The following is a 22,059-nucleotide window of genomic DNA, read 5'->3' as shown; positions in this document are numbered from 1 at the left end:
TGACGACTGCTTGAGGGTCGTATGACGTGGAAGGCCCCGGATCCCAGGATCCGGGGCCTTCCACGTTCATCGTGGAGGTCAGGTCAGGAAGTCCCGCGCGATGGACTCAGCCACCCGCTCCAGAATCGGCCCCGCATCCGCGATGCACTTCGCCACATCCGACTCGACATCCGTCAACGGATACGCCCGGCGGATCCCGGCCCGCCCCAGCGCCTCCGGCGGAAGCGCGAGACGGCCGCACACCGCGACGACCTCCTTGCCCTCCGCGCGTGCCGCCGCGGCGACCCCGGCCGGGGCCTTGCCGTGCAGGGTCTGCTCGTCGAGGGAGCCCTCGCCGGTGATCACCAGGTCGGCGCGGTCCAGGGCGGGTGCGAAGCCGAGGACGTCGAGCATGACCTCGATGCCGGGGCGGAAGCGGGCGCCGACGATCAGCGCGCCGTAGCCGATGCCGCCGGCCGCGCCCGCGCCGGGCGACGCGGCGTACTCGGCCGCCTTCGGGCCGATCGCCGACTCCAGGGTCTTGGCGTAGTGCGCGAGGGCCTCGTCCAGCGTCTGTACGTCGTCCGGGGAGGCGCCCTTCTGCGGGCCGTACACCGCCGGTGCCCCCTTCGGCCCGGTCAGCGGGTTGTCGACATCGCTGGCGAGCACCAGCTCGACCTCGCCGAGACGCGGATCCAGGCCCGACAGGTCGGCCGACACCAGGTCGGCCAGTCCGCCGCCGCCCGGAGACAGCGGCTCCCCGTCCGCGTCCAGGAAGCGCGCGCCGAGCGCGGACAGCATCCCGGCACCCCCGTCCGTGGTCGCGCTGCCGCCGACGCCGAACACGATCGTGCGGGCGCCCGCGTCCAGCGCGGCCCGCAACAGCTCGCCGGAGCCGTACGTCGATGCCGTGAGCGGCGCGAAGACGCCGGCCGGCAACCGCTGCAGCCCGCTGGCCTCGGCCATCTCCACGACCGCGGTGTCACCGCGCAGCGCGAACGCGGCCGTCACCTCGTTGCCGAGGGGGCCCGCGACCCGTAGCTCACGCCGCTCGAACCCGGCCGCGACCGCCGCGTCGACCGTTCCGTCGCCGCCGTCGGCGACCGGCAGCGCCTCGACCTGGAGGCTCGGCACGACCTTGCGCAGCCCGGCCGTCACCCGCTCGGCGACCTGGACGGCCGTCAGTGACCCCTTGAACTTGTCCGCGGCGATGAGGACCCTCTGGGTCCCCCTGCCTGCAGCGTTCGCCACCTTTGCATCCCCTTGCTCTACGGGCCTCGCACATGTCAAGGCCAGTCGCGCCGCTGTGACCTTAACCGGAGGAACCCCCCGCCGTCATGCCCCGACCGGAGCCTGGGACACCGCTGGGAACGCGCTGTGCGAGCACCCGACCCCGAGCGGGCGCGCCCGGAATTGGGTAGACCGGTCCTATGACCCCTGTGGGCACTGAGCACGAGCTCGCGGACCGCATCCTCGGGGGCTGGCTGGGCCGGATCGCGGGCAACATGCTCGGCAAGCCGGTCGAGCAGGGCGATCTGTGGACGCGGGACCGTATCGACCGATATCTGCGGCAGGCCGCCGCCCTGCCCCTCACCGACTATCTGCCCGAGCCGGTCGACGAGAGCGACGGCTTCGAGCTGCGGCCCGAGTGGCGCCAGTGCGTCCGGGGCCGTATCCACGGCAGCTGCCGTGACGACGACGTCGACTACGCGATCCTCGGCCTCGACCTCCTGGAGACCCACGGCTTCGGCTTCAGCACCGAGCAGGTCGGCGACCTGTGGCTGCTGCGCATGCCGTATCTGCAGACGTTCACGGCCGAGCGGGCGGCGTACCGGAACCTCGCCAACGGGCTCAAGCCGCCCCTGACCGCCACCGTCGACAACCCGTACCAGGAGTGGATCGGCGCCCTCATCCGCGCCGACATCTACGGCTGGACCTGCCCCGGCGTCCCCCGCCGCGCCGCCTCCCTCGCCCGCCGGGACGCGGTGCTGTCCCACACCGGCAACGGCGTGTACGGCGCGATGTGGGCGGCCGCGCTGATCGCGGCGGCGTTCACCGCGCCCACGGTGCGGCACGCCGTGGACGAGGCGCTGGCCGTGATCCCGGCGAGCAGCCGCACGGCCCGCACCGTACGCCGTGTCGTCTCGCTGCACGACACCCGGATGACCTGGGAGGACACGCTCACCACCGTGTCCGAGGAGACCGCCGGGCTGGGCTGGATCCACACCGTCCCGAACGCCGCGGTGCTCACCGCCGGGCTCCTGTACGGCGACGGCGACTTCACCCGCACCATCACCCTCACCGTCCGCGGCGGCCTGGACACCGACTCCAACGGCGCGACCGCGGGTTCGGTGGCCGGTGTGCTGACCGGTGCGGACGCGATTCCGGAGCAGTGGAAGGAGCCGCTGGAGGACACGGTCCGCAGTGCGGTGTTCGGCTTCGACGGGGTACGGATCAGCGAACTGGCGGAGCGGACGGTGCAGTTGGCCGACGGCGAGTGAGGATCAGGGCGCGGCGTCCGCGTATGCCGTGCCGGCCTTCAGGCTGTCGACCCGGTTTGCGCCCGGGGCGCGGCTGGGCAGCTGGTTACCCTTCCTGCGTGACCACTCCAGACTTCGCCACGTACATCGCGGGCCTGCCCCGTGTCCTCGCCGGGGCCGCCGCTCTCTTCCTCGACGCCGAGGGCCGGGTGCTGCTCGTCGAGCCGAACTACCGTGAGGGCTGGGCGCTTCCCGGCGGCACGATCGAGTCCGACGACGGGGAGACCCCACGGCAGGGCGCGCGCCGCGAGACCGCCGAGGAGATCGGCCTCGACGTCGAACTCGGCCGCCTGCTGGCGGTGGACTGGGTGCACGGCACGGCCCACCCTCCGCTCGTGGCCTACCTCTACGACGGCGGCGTCCTCGGCGAGGACGACCTGAAGTCCATCCGCCTGCAAGAAGAGGAACTCCTGTCCTGGCGCCTCGTCCCCCGCGAGGAACTCACCGCCCATCTGCCGGGCTCCCTGGGCCGCCGCGTCCTGGCCGCTCTGGACGTCCTGGCGGACGGCTCGGGCACGGCGGAACTGGAGAACGGCCACCGCGTGGGCTGACGGACGGGACGGGCTCGGGCTCTCAGCCCTCGACATCCCGGGATTTCGCGTCCACCTCACGCACCGCCCCCGATACCCGGTCGCCGCCACCGGCGCCCCCGTCCTACTCTCGGTGCCATGACCAAGCCTCTCGTCGCCATCCTCAGTGGCGCCGGTATCTCCACCGACTCAGGAATCCCTGACTATCGCGGCCCCAACGGGCTGTGGCGGCGAGATCCGGAGGCCGAGAAGCTCGTGACGTACGAGTACTACATGGGCGACCCGGAGATCCGGCGCCGTTCGTGGCAGATGCGGCGCAAGAACCGGACGCTGAAGGCCGAGCCCAACGCGGCGCACCGGGCCGTGGCCGAGCTGGAGAAGTCCGGAGTGCCGGTCAGGGTCATCACGCAGAACGTCGACGGGCTCCACCAGCTCGCCGGAATGCCCGCCCGCAAGGTGCTCGAGCTCCATGGCAGCGCGCGCAGTTTCGTGTGCACCGGGTGCCAGGCCCGGGGCCCGATGGAGGACGCGATCGCCCGTGTCGAGGCCGGCGAAGAAGACCCGCCGTGCCTGGAGTGCGGCGGCATCCTCAAGTCGGCCACCGTCATGTTCGGCGAGCGGCTCGACCCGGTCGTCCTCGGCGAGGCCCTCGCCATCACCAAGGCCTGCCAGGTCTTCATCGCCGTCGGCAGCAGCCTCCAGGTCCAGCCCGCGGCAGGACTAGCCGGCGTCGCCGCCGATCACGGCGCACGGCTCGTCATCGTCAACGCCGAGCCGACGCCGTACGACGAACTCGCCGACGACGTCATCCGCGAGCCCATCGGCACAGCACTGCCACAGCTGCTGCGCACGGTGGGTACCGATTGACTGCCGCTTGGGTGGTCAGAACAGCGCCGCCCCGCCCTCGAACTCCAGCAGCCGCCGCTTGCGTTCCAAGCCGCCGCCGTAGCCGGTGAGGCTGCCGCCCGCGCCTACGACGCGGTGGCAGGGGACGATGATGCCGATGGGGTTCTTGCCGTTGGCGAGGCCGACGGCGCGGGAGGCGCCGGGGTTGCCGAGGGCGTCGGCGAGGTCGCCGTAGGAGCGAGTCTCGCCGTAGGGGATCTTGCGGAGCTGGTCCCAGACGGTGCGTTGGAACGGTGTGCCGTGCAGGCGGAGTTCGAGGGTGAACTCCTTCAGCTCGCCTGCGAAGTACGCCTTCAGCTGGTCCTCGGCTTCGGAGAACAGGGTGTCCTCTCGCGTACCGAAGGACTCCTCCGGTGGGCGGTGGCGTTGGCCGGTCATGTAGAGGCCGCAGAGGGTGCCGTCGTCGGCGACGAGGGTCAGGGGGCCGTACGGGCTGTCGATCACGGTGTGCTGCTTCACTGCAAAGTCCTTAGACAGGAAGGAAGTTGATCGGGTGGCTGTCGGTCGCCCACAGGTACTGGACCGCGTACGCCCGCCACGGCGCCCAGGCCGCCGCCCGTGCCGTGAGTGCCGCGGGAGTGGAAGGCAGGCCCAGCTCCTGGGCCGCGCGGCGGATTCCGAGGTCCGTGGGGAGGAACGCGTCGGGGTCGCCGAGGGCGCGCATGGCGATGACGTCGACCGTCCAGGGGCCGAAGCCCGGCAGGGACAGCAGGCGGGAACGGGTTTCCGTCCACTCGTTGTCCACGCCCAAGTGCAGCTTGCCGTCGGCGAGTTCGCGGACCAACGTCGTGAAGGTGGTACGGCGGGTGCGCGGCATCGCCAGCGACTCCGGGTCCAACGCGGCCAGTGCCTGAGGCGACGGGAACAGGTGAGTCAGGCCGCCCTCCGGGTCGTCCACCTGCTCGCCGTGGGCGGTGACGATGCGGGCCGCGTGCGTGCGGGCCGCCGCGGTGGAAACTTGTTGGCCGAGGACCGCGCGGATCGCGAACTCGGCCTCGTCCACGGTGCGCGGGACACGGCGGCCGGGAGCCTTGTCGACGAGGGGCGTCAGGACCGGGTCCGCGCGGAGCTGCTCGTCCACCGCGACCGGGTCCGCGTCCAGGTCCAGCATGCGGCGGCACCGGCTGATCGCGACGGGCAGGTCACGCAGGTCACTGAGGGTGAGACGGCAGGCGATGTGGTCCGGCTCGGGAGCCAGGGAGACGATGCCATGGCCGTACGGCAGTCTGAGCGTCCGGCGGTACGCGCCGTCCCGCCACTCCTCCACCCCGGGTACGGCGGTGGCCGCGAGGTGGCCGAAGAGGTTGTTGGGGTTGAGGGGGGCGCGGAAGGGGAGGCGGAGGGTCAGCACGCCCGGCGTGCCCTGAGCGCCGCGAGACATGGGCACGCGGGTGCGCAGCTCGCTCGGGGAGAGGGCGAAGACCTCGCGCACGGTGTCGTTGAAGGTGCGGATGGAGGAGAAGCCCGCCGCGAAGGCGATCTCCGCCATCGGCAGTGGGGTCGTCTCGATCAACAGCCTTGCCGTCTGGGCGCGTTGGGCGCGGGCCACGGCGAGCGGGCCCGCGCCCAGTTCGGCCAGGAGCTGGCGTTCGACCTGGCGGGTGCTGTAGCCGAGGCGGGCGGCGAGGCCGGGGACGCCCTCGCGGTCCACCACACCGTCGGCGATCAGGCGCATCGCGCGGGCCACGAGGTCGGCGCGCTGGTTCCACTCCGGTGAGCCGGGGCTGGTGTCGGGGCGGCAGCGCTTGCAGGCCCGGAAGCCGGCCTGCTGGCAGGCGGCAGCGCTGGGGTAGAAGGTCATGTTCTCCGGCTTGGGCGGCACGACGGGGCAGCTGGGCCGGCAGTAGATACGGGTGGTGACGACGGCCGTGAAGAACCAGCCGTCGAAACGCGCGTCCTTGGACTGGACGGCGCGCACGCACCGCTCCCAGTCGGTGTGCATCGCGTTCTGCAAGCCTCCAGCATGGGTCACCGCCCGGCGCCTGGCTGGCGAGAATCCGACATGGACCTCGCGTGCCCTGGGGCCGGGCGGATCACATGCCGTTATGCCGCGGCCGACTGCCGGCTCACCCGCAGGGACAGGGCCCGGCTGTAGCGCCGTAGCAGCAGGATCGCCGTCGCGGCCAGCCCCGTCAGCAGCCCCAGCCAGACACCCACCGTGTCCCAGCCCGCCAGGCTGCCGAAGATCCAGGCCGCGGGCAGCCCGATCAGCCAGTAGCCGACGAGGGTGATACGGAAGCCGCTCTTGGTGTCGTCGAGGCCACGCAACAGACCGACGCCGATGTTCTGCGCGCAGTCGAAGAACTGCAGGACGGCGGCGACGAGCAGCAGGTTCGTGGCGATGTCCTCGGCGTTGGACGACGCGTCCAGGAACGGGCGCAGGACCAGCTCGGGGATGGTCAGGTACAGCACGCCGACCAACGCCATCACCGCCGCCGCGCACGCCAGCGCCGTGTTCTTGATGCGCTGCGCCGCGTCGACCCGGTCGAGGGCGAGTTCCCGGCTGACGTTGATGGACGCGGCGTGGGACAGGCCGACGGCGATCTGGAAGACGATGTAGATGAGCTGGTTGACGGCGGTGTGGGCGGCCAGCGCGGCGCTGCCGAAGGTGCCGATCAGCAGGGCGACGACGGAGAAGAACCCGGCCTCGGAGCCGTAGGTGGCGGCGATCGGGACACCCAGGCCGGTCAGGCGGCGCAGGGTCGCGGGGCGGGCCTTCCAGATGCGGAAGTCCAGCAGCGGGGCGAGCTGCGGGTCGCGGCGGGCGGAGGCGTACAGGGCCACGCAGGTCAGCGCGTACACCAGGGACGTGGAGATGCCGATGCCGGGCAGGCCCAGCTCGGGCAGTATCCAAGTGCCGTGGATGAGCGCCCAGTTGAGGCCGGCGTTGACGGCGACGGACGCGATGGTGATCTGCAGCAGGGCCTGGGGGCGGCGCATGCCGACTGTGAACTGGCGTATCACCTGGAACCACAGGCAGGGGATCAGCCCGGGCGCGAGCGCGAGCAGCACGGGCCAGGCGGTCTCGACGACCTCGGGGTCCTGGCCGAGGAAGGCGACGGCCTGCCCGATCAGCAGGATGACGACCGCGCCGACGACCCCGGAGAGGGTGGCGAGCGCGAGGGCGGCGCGTACGACGTCCCGGACCTCCTCGGCCGCCTCCTGCGAGAGCGTCTCGTCCTCGGCATGGGCGGAGGCCGCGGAGACCTGGTTGCCGACGGCGGTGACCATGCCGACGCCCATGGTGCGCAGCTGGTTGAAGATGACCATCGCCAGGCCGCCGCCGGCCAGGGCCTCGGTGCCCATCAGGCCCATCATCACCGTGTCGGTGGTGGTGAGGGCGACCTGGGCCAGCTGGGTCAGGGCGAGCGGTACGGCCAGGGCGGCCAGGGCGCGGCTGTCGCGCAGCAGAGCGGTGAGCTGTGTCGGCATCGGTGTCAGTTCTCGCGAAGTTTGGTGAGCAGCTCGTCCACCTCGTGCTCGATGTCGGGGTCGATGAGCCGGCGGGCGTTCATCCAGTCGTCGTTGAAGACGGTGTCCATGTATTTCTCCCCGCCGTCATTGATCAGGGCGACCATAGTCGTGCCGGGGGCGAGCGCGGGCATCCGGGTCAGCGCCTCGTACACCACCCCGCCCGCGGAGCCGCCGATGAGCAGCCCGAGGCGACGGGCGAGGACCCGTGCGGTGGCGAACGCCTCGACGTCGCCGACCTTCGCGCCCTCGTCCAGCAGGTCGTAGTCGACCATGGCGCCGATGGTGGCGCCCTCGGGCGTGCCGGTGCCGGACTGGTAGTAGTCGTGGGCGGGCGGCCCGAAGGCGATCGACCCCTTGGGCTCGACCCCGACGATCCGCACCCCGGGCACGGTCCTGCGCAGCTCTCCCCCGGTGCCGAAGAGCCCGCCGCCGGTCCCTACGGCGCCTATCAATATGTCGATACGGCCGTCCAGGGCGGCGTCGAGTTCATGCGCCACGGGGTAGTAGCCCACGCCGTTGGCCGGGTTGTTGTGCTGCTCGGTGAAGTAGGCGTTGTCGCTCTCGGCGGCCAGCTTCTCGGCGAACTCCTCGCGGGCGGCGGTGGCCAGCTCCTCGTCGCCCTCGTCGGCGACGTAGACGAGTTCGGCGCCCAGCGCCTTCATGCCGCGCAGCTTGTCGGCGGCGGCGTGGTGGTCGACGACGGCGGTGAAGGTGTAGCCGCGTTCGGCGGCGATCACGGCGAGACCGAGGCCGGTGTTGCCGGAGGTGGACTCGACGATCCGGCCGCCGGGGCCCAGCAGCCCGCGTTCCTCGGCGTCGAGGACCATCTGGCGTGCCATGCGGATCTTCGCGGTGCCGGTGGGGTTGAACTGCTCGAGTTTCAGCAGCAGTCGGCTGCCGTCGCCGGTGCGGCACAGCTCGAACAGCGGGGTGTGGCCGATGAGGTCGGAGACACGGCTGACCACGGCGGGACGCGAGAGCGCCTTGTCCATCGGATGGCTCCAGAGTTCGGGTAGGGAGAGTCAGGCGGGTGGATGGCGGTCGAGCCGCCAGCGGACGCGATCGCCGGCGGTGTCGAGGACGACCTTCGGGGGGAGCGGGAGGTCATGGAACGGGGACTCGTTGGAGTCCATCTGGTATCCGGCGGTGTTGGGGTACACCAGCAGGTCACCGAGGGCCGGGCGAGCAGACAGGCGCACCTTGCGCCAGGTGACCATGTCGGACTCCAGACAGGTGGCACCACCGACACAGGCGGCGTACGGCTCCGAGGCCCCAGCGACCGGCAGCAGCACCGGATCCGGCAGATACTCACTGCTGAACCACTGCTCGGACAGGCTGAGACTGCTGCCGTCCACGGTGACGATGCCGTACCCGCTGCGATCCTTCACCCCTTGGACGCGGAACACCGTGCACCCGGCCCGGTCCAGCAACGCCCGCCCGGGCTCCAGCAGCAGCTGCACGCCCGCCTCACGCAGCCGCCCGGCGAGGCCGTCCGAGGCCAGCACCGCGCGCAGCGCGTCGGGACCGGCCACCGGCGAGTGGTACGGGTAGAAGTCCGCCGGAGCGAAGGACTTGCCCGCGTGATAGTGCTCGGGCCGCTGTTCGCGCAGATAGCGCTCCCAGTGCTCGGCGTCCGTGTAGTCGACGGCGAATCCGCCGCCGATGCTGATCCGGTCGGCGCGCAGGCCGAGCGTCCGTGCCTTGAGGCACAAGTCGACCAGTTCGGCGGCGAGTTCGGCCCGAGCCTGCGGGTCGTAGCCGGAGAGATGGAAGGAGAAGCCCTCCATCACCAGGCCTGCTTCCCGGCACCGTACGAGCGCCGTCTCCAACTCCCCGTCGTCCAGCCCGAATCGGCTGTGCGGCTGGGCAGGGGGAAGCCGCCGCAGCAGCACCCGCGCGGGGCGCCCGAGGGCGATGATCCGGTCCAGTTCGTCGAGGGCGTCCACCGCGATCAGGCACCCCTGGAGCACGGCGACCCGCAGCAGCCCGTCGGCCTTGGCGGGCCCGGTCACCACGATGCCCTCGCCGCGAACCCCGCACCCGAGGGCGTCCCGCAGCTCACCGGCGCTGGCCACATCGACGCCCGTGCCGGTCAGGGCGCAGCGCTCGATCCACGCCGCCGCCTTGTTCGCCTTCTTCGCGTAGTACACGCGCCCCTCGACGCCCGCCTCCGCCAACACCGCCCGGAAAGCGGCGGCGTTGGCGTCGAAGCGGTCGGGCAGCAGCAGGTGGAACGGACCGCCGAGGGCGTACGACAGCTCGTGCGGAAGTCCGCTGCCGAGGATCGCCTCCAACTCGGGGTCCGGGTGGGCGGGCAAGGGAGGAGCGGACGAAAGGGATGCGGACACAGGAGAGGCGCTCACTGCCACACCGACACCCGCGTTCCCAGCCCCTGCTCGATGGCGAGCTGTGCGAACCGGTGGCCGAGCGCGATGTCGGTGACCACCAGACCGCTGTTGTACGCGAAGATCCGCTCGTCCGGCGTGTGCCGCCCCCGCGCCCGCCCGGCCAGGACTTCGGGGAACTCGGCGTCGACGGGCGGGAAGTTGCCGTTGGCGTCGGTCATGTCGGTGCCGGTGACCTTCATCTGGGCCTCGCTTGTGGCGATGACGCGATCCGCCCGCTGGAGGGTGGAGGGCGCGATGCCGTGGCCGACCAGGATGGACAGCGCGCCGGGCTTCAGGTCGTCGGACTCCACGGCGGCCGGGGTGTGGTTGCCCGCGGTGGCGACCACGACATCGGCATCGGAAGCCGCGGCCCGTACGTCCTCCACGACCTCCAACTCCCGCTCCGGGAAGTAGTGGTGGAACCGCTCCCGCACCGCCGCGAGACCTTCCGGGTGAGTGCCGTACACCATGAGCCGGTCCAGCTGCGGCAGCGTGGTGAGCAGGAAGGGCAGGGCCAGTCGCCCCTGCGTCCCGGTGCCGATGACGAGGGCGCTGCGGCTGCCGAGGGCCGCGCACTCGCGGGCGAGCAGTGCGGAGACGGCCGGGGTGCGCAGCGAGCCGATGCGGCCGCAGTCCATCATCGCGACCGGCAGGCCGGTGGTGTCGTCGTAGATGGTCAGGGTCGTGTAGTAGTGCTGCTCGTCCCGGCCCTTGTCCAGGCCGTGCTTGTACGACGTCTTGACCGCGACGACGCCCCGCACACCGTCGCGGCCGAGCATGGCGTACGAGACGGAGTGGCCGTCCTCGGGCTTGACGGTGAGCTTGCGCGGGTTGGCCGACTTGCCGTCGGCAAGGGTGCGGTAGGCCTGCTCGACCACGTCGACGACGTCGGCGAGGGAGATGTCGATGCCGGCGAGGTCGCTGGTGCTGAGGATGCGCAGGCTCTTGTCGGGTGCGGGTATGTGGTTCTGGGTCACTGCTGTTCCCTCCGTGGCGGTGATCAGACGTCGGCGACCAACACGGCCTGCCCATAGCCGTGTTCGCCGGCCTCGGCGGGCGGGCGGCTGCGGCGGCCGGGGACGCGTACCGAGGCCCGCTTCAGCCAACGGTCGGTGCCGTCGTAGCGGGCTCGGAACGGGACGCGGCCGTGGACGACCAGGTCGTTGTCGACGACCAGGACGTCACCGGGTTCGAGGCTGACGGCGACCGAGACACGCTCCAGTTCGGCGGTCAGCCGGTCGTAGGCGGCGCGGTGGTCGGCGGGGGCGTCGTCGAGTGGGGTGTAGGCGGGGTCGTAGCGCAGGGTCGGGCCGTCCGGGGACTGCCACAGGGCGGGGATCTTCGGCGGCGGGCCCGCGAAGCCCTGGGCCTCGGTGTAGGCGTCGTCGGGGAGGATCGGGAGCACCGGGCGGGACAGTTGGGCGACGTCGTCCTCGGCGAGGCGGACCTTGCGGACGGAGGCCGCGGTGGTGGCGACGGCGTCGTGGTTGCGCAGGCAGCCGAGCATGAGCAGATGCGCGCGGCCGGGGTGGAAGGCGTCCTCGGTGTGCGGGCTGAGCAGCACGGTGCTGCTGGCGCCGGTCTGCTCCTGCTCGTGGCCGGGCGCGGGCACGATGTTGTGCACGAACCGGCCGTCCTGCTGCCCCTCCCAGGCGATCGGCCGGCCCATCACGGTGGCGAGGAGCAGCAGGAGTACGTCCCACTCGGCGGCCGTGTCGTCGGCGGTGGCCCAACTGGCGGGCGTGGGGCCGATCTCGGTGTCGTCGACGGTCAGGCCGCGCAGGACGAACAGACCGTCGTCGGTGTCGACGGGGCGACAGGCGTGACGAATCGTTTCGTCAAGATCGGCCGAGGCCTGGGCAACGCGTCGGAGGAGTTCGGGCCGGGCGGTCGAACCGCCGGAGTCGGCAAGGATCTTCTGGGCTGCTTCGGTCAGCTCGGCAACGGCGTGCGGGGCGAGCTGACGCAGGGATGCGGCTCCCAAGGGCATGACAGAGACGTCCGTTTCAGGGTGCGGAGTGGGGCTCTGGGCGGGGGGTGCGGTCTCGTGATGCGCCAACCTGAGAATCGACTGTGGCAGCGGCGCCTGCAACGTATACCAACCCGATTTAGGTAAGGCAACCCTAACTAGGGCCCCTGTGCCCCGCATCACCTCATTGACCTCCCATGCGCCAAGACGTGCTTCTGTGCGCGGCTTTGACGCCCCCGAAACCACGTAACGACGACATCACGCAGGTTGCCAAAAGGATCTTCTTAGGGTAGGCACACCTAAGCAAAATGCCCCACTCCAGTGGAACGAGGTCGAAAGTGAACCTGAACAGGCGCCAAGTGCTGCTTGCCGGTGGCGGAATAGGCGCATCCGTGCTTCTCGCCGCCTGCGGCGGCAATGACGAGACCTCGTCCGACTCGCCTGACAAGGCGAACGAAAAGCCGCGGCCCGGTGGCACCCTGCGGGTCGGCGCACTGGGCCGCGCGTCGGCCATCACCCGTGATCCGCACGGCACACAGGCCAACGAGAGCGACTACCTGATCATTTCGCTGGTCTACGACACGCTCACCGTGCCCGGCACCAAGCCCAACACCGTGCCGCGGCTCGCGGCTCGTTGGGAGCCCTCGGACGACCTCAAGACGTGGAAGTTCACCATCGCCAAGGGTGCGAAGTTCCACGACGGCTCCCCGGTCACCGCCGAGGACGTCGTCTGGTCGCTGAAGCGGCTGCGCAACACCCCCTCCGGCGCGTCCCGGCTGCCCGGGATCAAGCCGGAGAACATCAAGGCCGAGGGCACCGGCACCGTCGTACTCGTGTCGGACTACGCCAACGCCGAACTGCCGCTGCTGCTGCGCCTGACGACGTTCGTCCTGAAGAAGGACACCGCGGAGAAGGACCTCGGCAAGGCGCCCGGCACGGGCCCGTTCAAGCTGGACTGGTTCCGCTCCGGCAACGCCCGCCTGGTGCGCAACGAGGACTGGTACGGCGGTGACGTGTACCTCGACGCCATCGAGGTCAAGATCTTCGAGAGCCCGCAGGCGATGGCGAACGCTCTGCTGGCCGGGCAGATCGACGTCGCGTCCAACGTCGGTGCGGTGGCGGCCCGTACGGCCGAGAGCCGGGGGGACATCCAGATCGTCCGGCGGCCCAACGACATGGCGATGCCGATCGTGATGCGTACCGCCGACGGCCCGTTCGCGGACGCGAAGGTGCGGGAGGCGCTGCGGCTGGCCGTGGACCGTGAGGCCATGGTCAAGCAGGTGCTGTCCGGCTACGGCACGGTCGCCAACGACATCCTCGGCACCGGCGACCCCGTCTACGCCAAGGACATCCCGCAGCGCACCCGCGATCTGGCCAAGGCCAAGTCCCTGCTGGCGGAGGCGGAGTTCGACCTGTCGAAGACGTACGAGCTGCTGACCACCGAGGACATCCCGGGCCTCGCCGAGGCGGCCACCCTTTTCGCCTCCCAGGTCCGTGAGGCCGGGGTGAAGGTGAAGGTGACCAAGCAGGAGTCGGCCACGTTCTGGGACAAGACCTGGCTCAAGGGCGACCTGTACAGCACGTACTGGGGCACCAACGACTCCGTGGTGTTCTTCGCCAGCAAGACCATGGTGTCCGACTCGGGGCAGAACGAGGCGGGCTGGAAGAACGCCGAGTTCGACGCCTCGTACCGCAAGGCCATGGGAACCAAGGACGCGGCCGCTCGCGCGAAGGTGCTGCACGAGCTTCAGCAGATCGAGTTCGACGAGTCCGGCTATCTGCTGTGGGGCATGGCCGACGGCATCGATCTCGCCGCCGCTGCCGTGCGTGACCTGCCCACCCTGCCCGGCTATGGGCGCGTCCAGCTCGAGACGGCATGGCTGGCTCGCTGATCCCGGCGACACGGAGCGGGCCGTCCCAGGGCAGCGAGCCCCGGACGGCCCCGGCCGTGTTGCGTACGGTCACGGCGGTGGCCGGGGTGCTCGCCCGCCGGGCGCTGCTGCTGGCCTTGCTGCTCGCCTTCGTCTTCGCCGCCGTGGAGTTGTTGCCGGGCAACGCGGCGGACGCCACCTCCGAGCGCGGGGAGAGCGCGGCCGGCATCGCCGAGCGGCGTCGGCTGCTGGGCCTGGACCAGCCGGTCCTGGAGCGCTTCTGGCACTGGATGAGCGGCCTGCCCACCGGGGATCTCGGCACGTCCGCGCGGGGCGAGTCGGTCGCCGACCTGCTCTCCCGTCCGTTCCCCAACACGCTGCTGCTCGGCGGTCTTGCGCTGCTGGTGACGCTGGTGGCCTCGGTCGCCCTCGGCTGCTGGGCCGCCGCCAGACCCGAGGGCCCGGTGGACCGTACGGTGTCGGCGAGTGCCACCGGGATCCTCGCGCTGCCCGAGTTCGTGGTCGCGGTGGCCCTGGTGCTGGTGTTCGCGCTGTGGACGGACTGGCTGCCCGCGGTCACGCTCACCGACGCCGACGGCTCGCCCGCCTCCTGGGAGATGCTCGTGCTGCCCGTGCTGGCGCTGGCGATCCCGCAGATCGGCTGGAACACCCGGATCGTGAGGGCGGCGCTCGCCGACGAGGCCAAGGCGCCGCACATCGAGACCGCCGTCCTCGACGGACTCCCGCGGCACCGTGTCTTCACGCATCACCTGCTGCCCGGGGCGCTGCCCACCATCGCCGCCGGACTCGCCACCTCGACCGGGATGCTGCTGGGCGGTGCGGTCGTGGTGGAGACCATCTTCAACTACCCCGGTATCGGCTCGGTCCTGGCCGGAGCTGTCGCCGACCGGGACAGCCCTGTCATCGCGGGTGTCGTCGCCGTCACGGGGGTCGTCATCACCGGCGTGCTGCTGCTCTCCGACCTCATCCGCGCCTGGGCCTCGGGAGGCCGGACATGACCATCACCGCCTGGCGCCGTCCGGTCGTCCTGCGCGTGCTGCCCGCGCTGCTGCTCACCGCCCTCGCCCTCGCCGGGCCCTGGCTCGCCCCGCACGCCATCGACGCCCCCATCACCGCCCCGTACGCGGAGCCCGGCGGTGCCGCCCCGCTCGGCGGCGACCAGTTGGGGCGGGACGTGCTGAGCCGGATCCTCGCGGGGGGACGTGAACTCGTCGTCACCTCGCTGCTCGTCGCGGTCCTCGTCACCGGTGCGGCGGCGCTGCTGGGTGCGGTCAGCGTGCTGCGCCCGGCCGTCGGGCGGATCATCGAGCGGGTCGCGGACGTGCTGATGCTGCTGCCCGCCGTCCTCGGCATCCTGCTCGTCACGCTGTCCTGGCCGAACGGCGGACGGCTCGCCGTGGTCACCGCGTCGGTCGTGCTGGGCGTCCCCTACGCGGTGCGGCTGGTCGCGGGCGCGGCGGCTCCGGTGGCCGCGTCCGGGTATGTGGAGGCGGCGACCGTCGGCGGTGAACGGCTCTGGTATCTCGTCGTGCGGGAGGTGCTGCCCAATCTGCGGGCCACCCTGCTGGCGCTGTTCGGGCTGCGGTTCGTCGCCGCCGTCTATCTGGTCGCGACGGCCGGTTTCCTCCAGGTGGGACCCCAACCGCCCGCCGCCGACTGGGCGTTGATGATCCGCGAGAACTCCGGCGGCATCCTGCTCAACCCCTGGGCCGTGCTCGCGCCCAGCATCGGCATCGGCCTGCTCGCCATGAGCGTCAACCTGGCAGCCGCCGCCCTCGTCCCCCAGACCGGCCGGAAGGCGGTGCCCGCGCTGTGAACCACATGCCCGACTGGTATCCCGAAGTCCCGGACGAAGAGGGCGAGTTCGCGGTCCGGGTCAGCGGCCTGACCGTCGCCGCCCGCGACGGCCGTCATCTGCTGGACGCCGCCGGCCTCGACATACGCCCCGGCCGGATCACCGCCGTCACCGGCCCCTCCGGCTGCGGCAAGACCACCCTGCTGCGGGCCGTCGCCGGCGCCCTGCCGCCCGGCGCGCGCCGCACCGCCGGAACCGTCACCGTCCTCGGCCGCGACCCCCTCGCCCTGTCCGCCCCCGACCTGCGCGACCTGCGCCGACACCGTCTCGCCTACGTCGGCCAGGACCCCGCCTCCGCCCTCAACCCGCGGATGAAGGTGCGCCGCCTGCTCGCCGAAGTCGCCGTCGAGCGCGGCAAGGAGGCGATCGAGGCGCTGCTCACCGAGGTCAGGCTGCCCCTGGAGAACGGGCTGGCGGACCGACGGATCGGCGGGCTGTCGGGCGGTCAGCAGCGCCGGGTGGCGCTCGCCCGGGCGCTGGCCCGCCGCCCTGCCGTGCTGCTGCTCGACGAGCCCACCGCCGGTCTCGATCCGGCGCTGCGCGACGAGATCGCCGATCTGCTGCGGCACCTCGCCGAGAGCCACCGGCTGGCCGTCGCCCTCGCCTGCCACGACCCCGGCCTGGTCGACCGGCTCGCGGACGACGTGGTGGACCTGACGGGCGCACGGCCGACGAAGCCGCCGCGCCCGGACGCGACCCCGCGCGATCCGGTGCCGTCCGACGCCCCGGCCGTGCTCACCGTCTCCGGCCTGCACGCGGCCTACGCGCACCGGGGCCGCCGTACGCCCGTCCTGCACGGCATCGACCTCGCCGTCCCGGCCGGAACCAGCATCGGCGTCGTCGGGGCCTCCGGCTCCGGCAAGACCACGCTGCTGCGCACGCTCGTCGGCCTGCACCGCCCCACCGCGGGCAGCGTCACCCTGGACGGCACCCGTCTGGGCCCCACCGCCCGGCGCCGCTCCCGGGAACAGCGGCGCCGTCTGCAACTCGTCCCGCAGGACCCGCTGGGCACGCTCAACCCGAGCCGCACCATCGGGGCCACCCTGCGCCGCCCCCTGCTGCTGCACGGCCGCGCGGACCGGGCCGGGGCGCCCGACCGGGTCCTGGAACTCCTGGACAGCGTCGGCCTCCCGGCGGCCTTCGCCGATCGCTACCCCCACGAACTCTCCGGGGGCCAGCGGCAGCGCGCCGCCATCGCCCGCGCCCTGGCGGCCGACCCGGACGTGCTGATGTGCGACGAGGTGACCTCCGCGCTCGACGGGGACACGGCGGTCGCCGTCATGGACCTGCTGGCGGAACTGCGGGAGAGCCGCGGTCTGTCCCTGGTCCTGGTCAGCCACGACCTGCGCCTGGTCGCCGACCGGACGGACGGGCTGGTGGTCATGTCCGACGGTCACGCCGTCGAGTCAGGGCCGACGGCACAGCTGTTCGCGTCCCCGTCCCATCCGGTGACGGCGGCGCTGGCGACGGGAGTTCCGCTGGGGAACTGAGATCGCCGGGCTGGGCGTCGTACGAGACCTATGAGCCCTGAGAGTCCTGCGAGTCCTGCGAGTCCTGTGAGCCCTGCGCGGCAGGCCCTGAGCACCTGGTTCCGACCGCGCGGCGCGTGGGTCGCGAGTGTGCTCGTCGCCTGTGTGCTGACGTTTCACGCCGTCGTGCCCAACCGGGTCGGCCGGCTGGGCAGTCTGCTGGAGACCTTCCTGCCCTGGCTCGGTCTGGCCGTCCCGGTCCTGGCGGGCGTGGCGCTGCTGCGGCGGTCACCAGGCGCCCTCACCGCGGTCCTGCCGCCGCTGGTGGCGTGGCTGGCTCTCTTCGGCGGGCCGCTGCTCCCCCGGTCGGACGGGGCGTACGACCTCACGGCGGTGCAGCACAACGTCAGCGACGTCAACCCGGACCCGGCCGGAACCGCCCGCACCCTGCTGCGGGCCGACGCCGACCTGATCGCCCTCGAAGAGGTGACGCCGTCCCACGCAAGGGAGTTCACGGCGGCGCTCGACTACCCGCACCACGCCGTCGTGGGCACGGTCGGCCTGTGGTCCAGATACCCGCTCACCGACGTCCGTGCCGTCGACATCAGGCCGACCGGCGTGGGGACGGACTGGAACCGCGGACTGCGGGCCACCGCCGCGACCCCGTCCGGCGAGGTCGCGGTGTACGTCGCGCACCTCCCCTCCGTCCGCCTCGGCGCCGGGTTCGACACCGCACTCCGGGACGAGAGCGCGGCCCTGCTCGGCCGGGCACTGGACGCGGAGCGGCTGCCGGACGTGATCCTGCTCGGCGACCTCAACAGCACGGTCGACGACCGCGGGCTGGACCCGGTGCGCGCACACGTGAGCGCACCGCGCAGGGGGCTCGCCTTCAGCTGGCCCGCGTCGTTCCCGCTGGCCAGGATCGACCAGATCCTGGCCAGGGACGCGACGGTCACCCGCATCTGGACGCTGCCGGACACGGGCAGCGACCATGTGCCGGTCGCCGCCCGTATCCGGTTGTGACGGCTGCTCGACGGCTACTGGGTCGCCGTGGGCCGCCGCGAGGCCGCCGTCGCCCCGGCCACGTCGCTGATCGGCCGCAGCCGATAGGTGTACGCGTAGTCCCGGTTGGCGAACAGCTTGAACTCGTCGTGCGTGTGCGCGCCCCAGCTGTTGTCGCCGCCCACTCCCATCTGCCGGTGGTTCACGCGCAGGACGACCTCCTCACGCGGGGTGAGCTGGTAGTCGTGGCGCGCGCCGACCGACAGGTCCTCCGGGGTGAAGTGCGAGGCACTGACCTCCAGTAGGGGTTCGCCGCTGACGAGAAGCCCGTTGCCGCGCCGGTCGGTCAGCGCGAACCAGCGGACGTCGGTCTTGTTGCCGTTCTCCTGCGGCCGGATGTACGGGGTCCACTGCCCGTCGACGGTCCCGGAGTACAGGCTCACGTCCGTGCCGTTGTTGCGGTCCCAGTGGTTCTCCTCGGGACCACGCCCGTAGTAGTGCACGCGGTCCAGCCGCCCCGGCAGGAACAGCAGGGTGCCGACCTCCGGGATGTACGGCAGGCTCGACGCGCCCGGGTGCAGCGTGTGGTCGACCTTGATCTCGCCGTTCCCGAAAACGGTGTAGGTGGTGGTGTACGTCGACTCGACCGACGTCGGCAGGGTGCCGCTGACCTTGATCTCGACGGCCCTGCCCTGCAGTTCACGCACACCGACGTCCGTGACCTTGCGGTTCGCGCCCGCGTCCCGCCAGGTCTGGTTGCGGGTGTGCTGGCCGTTGCCCTTGTCGTTGTCGGTCGGCGCCCGCCAGAAGTTCGGCACGGGCCCGGAGCTGATGAGCCGGGTGCCCCGGGATTCGTACGACGTGATGAGGCCGCTGCTCTTGTCGACGGTGACCGAGAAGCCCTGGCCGGTCACCTTTACGGAAGCGGTTCCGTCCTGGTGACGCAGCTCGGGCACCCTCGCCAGCGGCACCGGTGTCACGGCCGGACTGCCCGCGTCCAGGGGCAGTTGCTGCTTGGCCACCTCGAAGCCGGCCTTCGCCCACTTCGTGGCTTCCTTGGTGGTGAAGGACAGCTGCAGGAAGTACTCCGCGCCCGGCGCCGGGTTCGCCGGCAGCCGCACCGGCACGGTGATCTTCTTCTCGGACAGCGGCGGTACGTCCAGCTGCGCGCGGGTCAGCTTCCCCCGCTGGACGACCTTTCCGTCGCCGATGAGCGTCCAACTGCCGTCGAACTCACGGAGGTTGGTGAAGAGGTTCTCGTTGATGAGCGTCACCGCTCCCGGGCCGCCGCTCGCTGTGACATGGATCGCCTGGTAGATCTGCTTGACCTCGGCGGCCTTGCCGGTGTGGCCCCGGTCGGCGGTGACGATGCCGTCCGCGACGAAGTTCCCGTCGTTGGGGTTGTCGCCCCAGTCGCCGCCGTACGCGAAGAAGGTCTTCTCCGGCGACCGCTTCTCGGTGAAGCCGACCGTGGCCGCGTCGAACCAGAACCGCACGCCCTCGTCACCGGGGCCACGGCTGCCGGAGGCGAGTTCGGCGGCGGTGAGGGCGCGGGCGTAGACACGGGCGCGGCGGATCGTGCCGCTGAACTCGCGGGACCAGTTGTCGGCGTCGGTGGCGAGTGAGAGCGGCGCGGTGTTGCTGCTGGGCTTGCGGGTGGTGGTGCGGGTGGCCCGCACCTCGCCGTCGACGTAGAGGGTGACGGTGCCCGCATCGGCGTCGAAAACGCCTACGACGTGATGCTCCTTACCGGTCCAGTCCGCGGGTACCGGCCAACTGGCCGTGATCCACTGACCGCCGCCGTGGATGAAGAACTCGATGTTCTTGTTGGTCTGCTTGAGCGCGTACTGGGTGTCGCCCTTGGCGAGGATCGGCTGGTGGTAACCGGTCACGTGCGGGGTGATCCACGCTTCCAGCGTGAGCGAGCCGGTGAGGTCGAGGGAGGCGTCGCGGGCGAAAACGGTTCCGCCATAGACGCCCTTGTCACGGTCGAAGGTGCCGCTGGGCGCGAGGATCTCGCCCTTCAGCTTCTTCGGCCCGGAGTCGGTGAACAGCTTGCGCGTCGGGGTGGGCCAGGACACGGCCTGGTCCATGAAGTCCCAGATCCAGCCGCCCTGGAGGACGTCGTAACGGCGGACGATGTCCCAGTACTTCTTGAAGTTGCCGTTCGAGTTCCCCATCGCGTGCGAGTACTCGATCATGACGTACGGCCGGGTGTCGGCGGTGTCCTTCGCACGGGCCTCCACGCGCGCCGGGCTGTCGTACATCTCGGAGCGGATGTCGCTGACGCCCGGGCGGTCGTCGCCCTCGTACTGGATGACGCGGGTCGTGTCGTACGAGCGGATCCAGTTGTGCATGTTGACGAAGGTGCTGCCGGCGCCCGCCTCGTTGCCGAGCGACCAGATGACGACCGACGCGTGGTTCTTGTCCCGGTGGACCATGTTCTGGGCGCGGGCCACGCAGGCCTCGCTCCAGTCGGCGTGGTTGCCCGGGTATTCGTCGCGGATGCCGTGGGTTTCGAGGTTGGTCTCGTCGACGATGTACAGGCCGTATTCGTCGGCGAGTTCGAGCCAGAGCGGGTTGTCCGGGTAGTGCGAGGTCCGGACGGTGTTCATGTTCATCCGCTTGATGACCTCGATGTCCAGCACCATGTCCGCTCGGGTGAGCGCGGTGCCGCGAGCCGGGTGCATCTCGTGCCGGTTGGTGCCGCGGAAGGAGACGGGCTTGCCGTTGATGCGCATCAGCCCGTCCTTGAGCGCGAACTCGCGGAAGCCGACGCGGTGGGAAAGGGTCTCGATCACCTTTCCGGCCCGGTCGCGCAGCCGCAGGACGGCGGTGTAGAGGTTCGGGTGCTCCGCCGACCACAACTCCGGTGCCGCTACGGCCTTTTGAGCCTGTACGGTCGCATCCTCGCCCGCCGCGCCGACATCGACGGTCTGTTGCAGAGGCCGGGACCAGACGGCGTGGCCCCGGTCGTCGTACAGCTGCGTCTCGACGGTGTACCGGCCGCCGCCCGCAGTGCCGTACGCCCGCACGCTCGCCGTCACCGACAGCTCGGCGGCCGTGTAGTCGTCGCTCAGCGGGGTGTCCAGCTTGAAGTCGCGCAGGTGCACGGCCGGGGTGGAGTACAGGTAGACCGAGCGGAAGATACCGCTCAGCCGGATCATGTCCTGGTCCTCCAGCCAGTCGCCGTCGGAGTAGCGGTACACCTCCACGGCGATCTGGTTGGTGCCGGGCTTCAGGTGCTCGGTGATGTCGTACTCGGCCGGGGTGAAGGAGTCCTCGTGGTAGCCGACCAGTTCGCCGTTGATCCACACGTAGTGGGCCGACTTGACGCCCTCGAAGTGCAGGAAGGTCCGCCGGCCCGCCCAGTCCTTGGGGACCGTGAAGGTGCGCCGGTACTGGCCGACCGGGTTGTAGCGGGTCGGCGCGGCCGGGGGCTGCGGCTCCTCTCCCAGGCCGTTGGCGCCCCACCAGGGGTAGGTGATGTTGACGTAGATCGGGAAGTCGTAACCGTGCAGCTGCCAGACCGACGGGACGGGCAGGGTGTCCCAGTCCTTGTCGTCGACGTCGGTGCGGTAGAAGTCGGCGTCGCGGTCGTCGGGGCGGTCGGCGTAGGCGAACTTCCAGGTGCCGTCGAGGCTCTGCCGGTAGGGCGAGCGGGTGCGGTCGGCGGCCAGTGCCTGTCTCACGTCCGCGTACGGCATGAGGGTGGTGTGCGGCGGCTCGGTGCCGAGCCGGAAGAGGGCGATGTTGCCGTTCCACTCCACAGTGGCGTCCGGCGCGGCACGCCTGGTTGACGCCTGGGCCGGCGTGGACGACAGGGCGAGGGCGCCGAGGACGGCGGCGGACGACTCGAGGAGACGGCGGCGGCTGATGACCGGCCGTTCGGCGGGAGAGGCGGGCGAGGAGTGCTGGTGCGCGTGCGGGTGCGGCATGACCGAGACCTTCCTCAGAACGACAGTGCGCTGCACCACTGGGTGCTTGCGTCGGATCCTGTCCATATCACTAGGTTCCGAACGCATCAGAAGCAACATTCCTGTCGGACTTTGTTGG

At 71.2% G+C, this 22,059-nt stretch carries 17 protein-coding genes; 8 read left to right on the top strand and 9 right to left on the bottom strand.

Annotation, left to right across the window (positions count from 1 at the left end; all coding sequences use genetic code 11):
• Positions 1–78: 78 nt before the first annotated feature.
• Positions 79–1,230 (bottom strand): glycerate kinase, encoded by a 1,152-nt coding sequence (locus tag QQY66_RS41300; RefSeq protein ID WP_301985534.1) that lies wholly within the window; start codon positions 1,228–1,230, stop codon positions 79–81.
• Between the two features lie 179 nt (positions 1,231–1,409).
• Between QQY66_RS41300 and QQY66_RS41295 the strand changes: the two genes are divergently transcribed.
• The 3 genes from QQY66_RS41295 (at position 1,410) to QQY66_RS41285 (ending at position 3,916) form a co-directional block, all read left to right on the top strand.
• Positions 1,410–2,480, top strand: a complete 1,071-nt coding sequence (locus tag QQY66_RS41295) for an ADP-ribosylglycohydrolase family protein (RefSeq protein WP_301985533.1) — start codon at positions 1,410–1,412, stop codon at positions 2,478–2,480.
• Between the two features lie 98 nt (positions 2,481–2,578).
• Positions 2,579–3,070, top strand: a complete 492-nt coding sequence (locus QQY66_RS41290) for an NUDIX hydrolase (protein WP_301985532.1) — start codon at positions 2,579–2,581, stop codon at positions 3,068–3,070.
• Between the two features lie 117 nt (positions 3,071–3,187).
• A complete protein-coding gene (locus QQY66_RS41285) occupies positions 3,188–3,916 on the top strand; it encodes a Sir2 family NAD-dependent protein deacetylase (RefSeq protein WP_301985531.1) in 729 nt (242 codons plus the stop codon).
• A 15-nt stretch (positions 3,917–3,931) separates the two neighbouring features.
• On the opposite strand, the gene QQY66_RS41280 is transcribed toward QQY66_RS41285, so the two are convergent.
• The 7 genes from QQY66_RS41280 to QQY66_RS41250 all read right to left on the bottom strand — a co-directional run bounded on the left by QQY66_RS41280 (position 3,932) and on the right by QQY66_RS41250 (position 11,806).
• Positions 3,932–4,414, bottom strand: a complete 483-nt coding sequence (locus tag QQY66_RS41280; protein ID WP_301985530.1) for a methylated-DNA--[protein]-cysteine S-methyltransferase — start codon at positions 4,412–4,414, stop codon at positions 3,932–3,934.
• Between the two features lie 10 nt (positions 4,415–4,424).
• Positions 4,425–5,897, bottom strand: a complete 1,473-nt coding sequence (locus tag QQY66_RS41275) for a DNA-3-methyladenine glycosylase 2 family protein (protein WP_301987664.1) — start codon at positions 5,895–5,897, stop codon at positions 4,425–4,427.
• 101 nt (positions 5,898–5,998) lie between these two features.
• Positions 5,999–7,387 carry an MATE family efflux transporter gene (locus tag QQY66_RS41270; RefSeq protein ID WP_301985529.1) on the bottom strand — a complete coding sequence of 463 codons (1,389 nt, stop codon included), beginning with the start codon at positions 7,385–7,387 and terminating at the stop codon, positions 5,999–6,001.
• Between the two features lie 5 nt (positions 7,388–7,392).
• Entirely contained in the window at positions 7,393–8,421 is a 1,029-nt protein-coding gene (locus QQY66_RS41265) for a cysteine synthase family protein (protein WP_301985528.1), read from the bottom strand.
• Positions 8,422–8,451: 30 nt separating this feature from the next.
• Positions 8,452–9,747: a Y4yA family PLP-dependent enzyme gene (locus QQY66_RS41260; RefSeq protein WP_301985527.1), complete on the bottom strand. Its 1,296-nt coding sequence runs from the start codon at positions 9,745–9,747 to the stop codon at positions 8,452–8,454.
• A 41-nt stretch (positions 9,748–9,788) separates the two neighbouring features.
• The gene (locus QQY66_RS41255) at positions 9,789–10,793 is read right to left on the bottom strand and encodes an ornithine cyclodeaminase family protein (RefSeq protein WP_301985526.1); all 1,005 of its coding nucleotides are present in this window, start codon (positions 10,791–10,793) and stop codon (positions 9,789–9,791) included.
• 23 nt (positions 10,794–10,816) lie between these two features.
• Positions 10,817–11,806 (bottom strand): TauD/TfdA family dioxygenase, encoded by a 990-nt coding sequence (locus QQY66_RS41250; protein WP_301985525.1) that lies wholly within the window; start codon positions 11,804–11,806, stop codon positions 10,817–10,819.
• 317 nt (positions 11,807–12,123) lie between these two features.
• Between QQY66_RS41250 and QQY66_RS41245 the strand changes: the two genes are divergently transcribed.
• The 5 genes from QQY66_RS41245 to QQY66_RS41225 all read left to right on the top strand — a co-directional run bounded on the left by QQY66_RS41245 (position 12,124) and on the right by QQY66_RS41225 (position 18,024).
• Positions 12,124–13,677 carry an ABC transporter substrate-binding protein gene (locus tag QQY66_RS41245; protein WP_301985524.1) on the top strand — a complete coding sequence of 518 codons (1,554 nt, stop codon included), beginning with the start codon at positions 12,124–12,126 and terminating at the stop codon, positions 13,675–13,677.
• Entirely contained in the window at positions 13,662–14,675 is a 1,014-nt protein-coding gene (locus QQY66_RS41240; protein ID WP_301985523.1) for an ABC transporter permease, read from the top strand. The genes QQY66_RS41245 and QQY66_RS41240 overlap by 16 nt, the downstream gene beginning before the upstream one ends.
• Positions 14,672–15,493 carry an ABC transporter permease gene (locus tag QQY66_RS41235; RefSeq protein WP_301985522.1) on the top strand — a complete coding sequence of 274 codons (822 nt, stop codon included), beginning with the start codon at positions 14,672–14,674 and terminating at the stop codon, positions 15,491–15,493. Before QQY66_RS41240 ends, QQY66_RS41235 begins: the two co-directional genes overlap by 4 nt.
• A 5-nt stretch (positions 15,494–15,498) precedes the next feature.
• The gene (locus tag QQY66_RS41230; protein ID WP_301985520.1) at positions 15,499–17,022 is read left to right on the top strand and encodes an ABC transporter ATP-binding protein; all 1,524 of its coding nucleotides are present in this window, start codon (positions 15,499–15,501) and stop codon (positions 17,020–17,022) included.
• A 66-nt stretch (positions 17,023–17,088) separates the two neighbouring features.
• A complete protein-coding gene (locus tag QQY66_RS41225; protein WP_301985519.1) occupies positions 17,089–18,024 on the top strand; it encodes an endonuclease/exonuclease/phosphatase family protein in 936 nt (311 codons plus the stop codon).
• A 14-nt stretch (positions 18,025–18,038) separates the two neighbouring features.
• On the opposite strand, the gene QQY66_RS41220 is transcribed toward QQY66_RS41225, so the two are convergent.
• Positions 18,039–21,941: a glycoside hydrolase family 2 TIM barrel-domain containing protein gene (locus QQY66_RS41220; RefSeq protein WP_301985518.1), complete on the bottom strand. Its 3,903-nt coding sequence runs from the start codon at positions 21,939–21,941 to the stop codon at positions 18,039–18,041.
• Between the last annotated feature and the right edge of the window lie 118 nt (positions 21,942–22,059).

This window comes from Streptomyces sp. DG2A-72 (assembly GCF_030499575.1).
Taxonomy (GTDB): domain Bacteria; phylum Actinomycetota; class Actinomycetes; order Streptomycetales; family Streptomycetaceae; genus Streptomyces.
Note: the sequence above shows the minus strand (reverse complement) of the source record. Positions and strands in the feature narration are given on the sequence as shown.

What these genes read in the sequence shown, in the direction of transcription:
- QQY66_RS41250 (WP_301985525.1), bottom strand. Translation starts at nt 11,806, where the DNA reads ATGCCCTTGGGAGCCGCATCCCTGCGTCAGCTCGCCCCGCACGCCGTT.
- QQY66_RS41270 (WP_301985529.1), bottom strand. Translation starts at nt 7,387, where the DNA reads ATGCCGACACAGCTCACCGCTCTGCTGCGCGACAGCCGCGCCCTGGCC.
- QQY66_RS41230 (WP_301985520.1), top strand. Translation starts at nt 15,499, where the DNA reads ATGCCCGACTGGTATCCCGAAGTCCCGGACGAAGAGGGCGAGTTCGCG.
- QQY66_RS41265 (WP_301985528.1), bottom strand. Translation starts at nt 8,421, where the DNA reads ATGGACAAGGCGCTCTCGCGTCCCGCCGTGGTCAGCCGTGTCTCCGAC.
- QQY66_RS41220 (WP_301985518.1), bottom strand. Translation starts at nt 21,941, where the DNA reads ATGCCGCACCCGCACGCGCACCAGCACTCCTCGCCCGCCTCTCCCGCC.
- QQY66_RS41240 (WP_301985523.1), top strand. Translation starts at nt 13,662, where the DNA reads ATGGCTGGCTCGCTGATCCCGGCGACACGGAGCGGGCCGTCCCAGGGC.
- QQY66_RS41275 (WP_301987664.1), bottom strand. Translation starts at nt 5,897, where the DNA reads ATGCACACCGACTGGGAGCGGTGCGTGCGCGCCGTCCAGTCCAAGGAC.
- QQY66_RS41295 (WP_301985533.1), top strand. Translation starts at nt 1,410, where the DNA reads ATGACCCCTGTGGGCACTGAGCACGAGCTCGCGGACCGCATCCTCGGG.
- QQY66_RS41285 (WP_301985531.1), top strand. Translation starts at nt 3,188, where the DNA reads ATGACCAAGCCTCTCGTCGCCATCCTCAGTGGCGCCGGTATCTCCACC.
- QQY66_RS41235 (WP_301985522.1), top strand. Translation starts at nt 14,672, where the DNA reads ATGACCATCACCGCCTGGCGCCGTCCGGTCGTCCTGCGCGTGCTGCCC.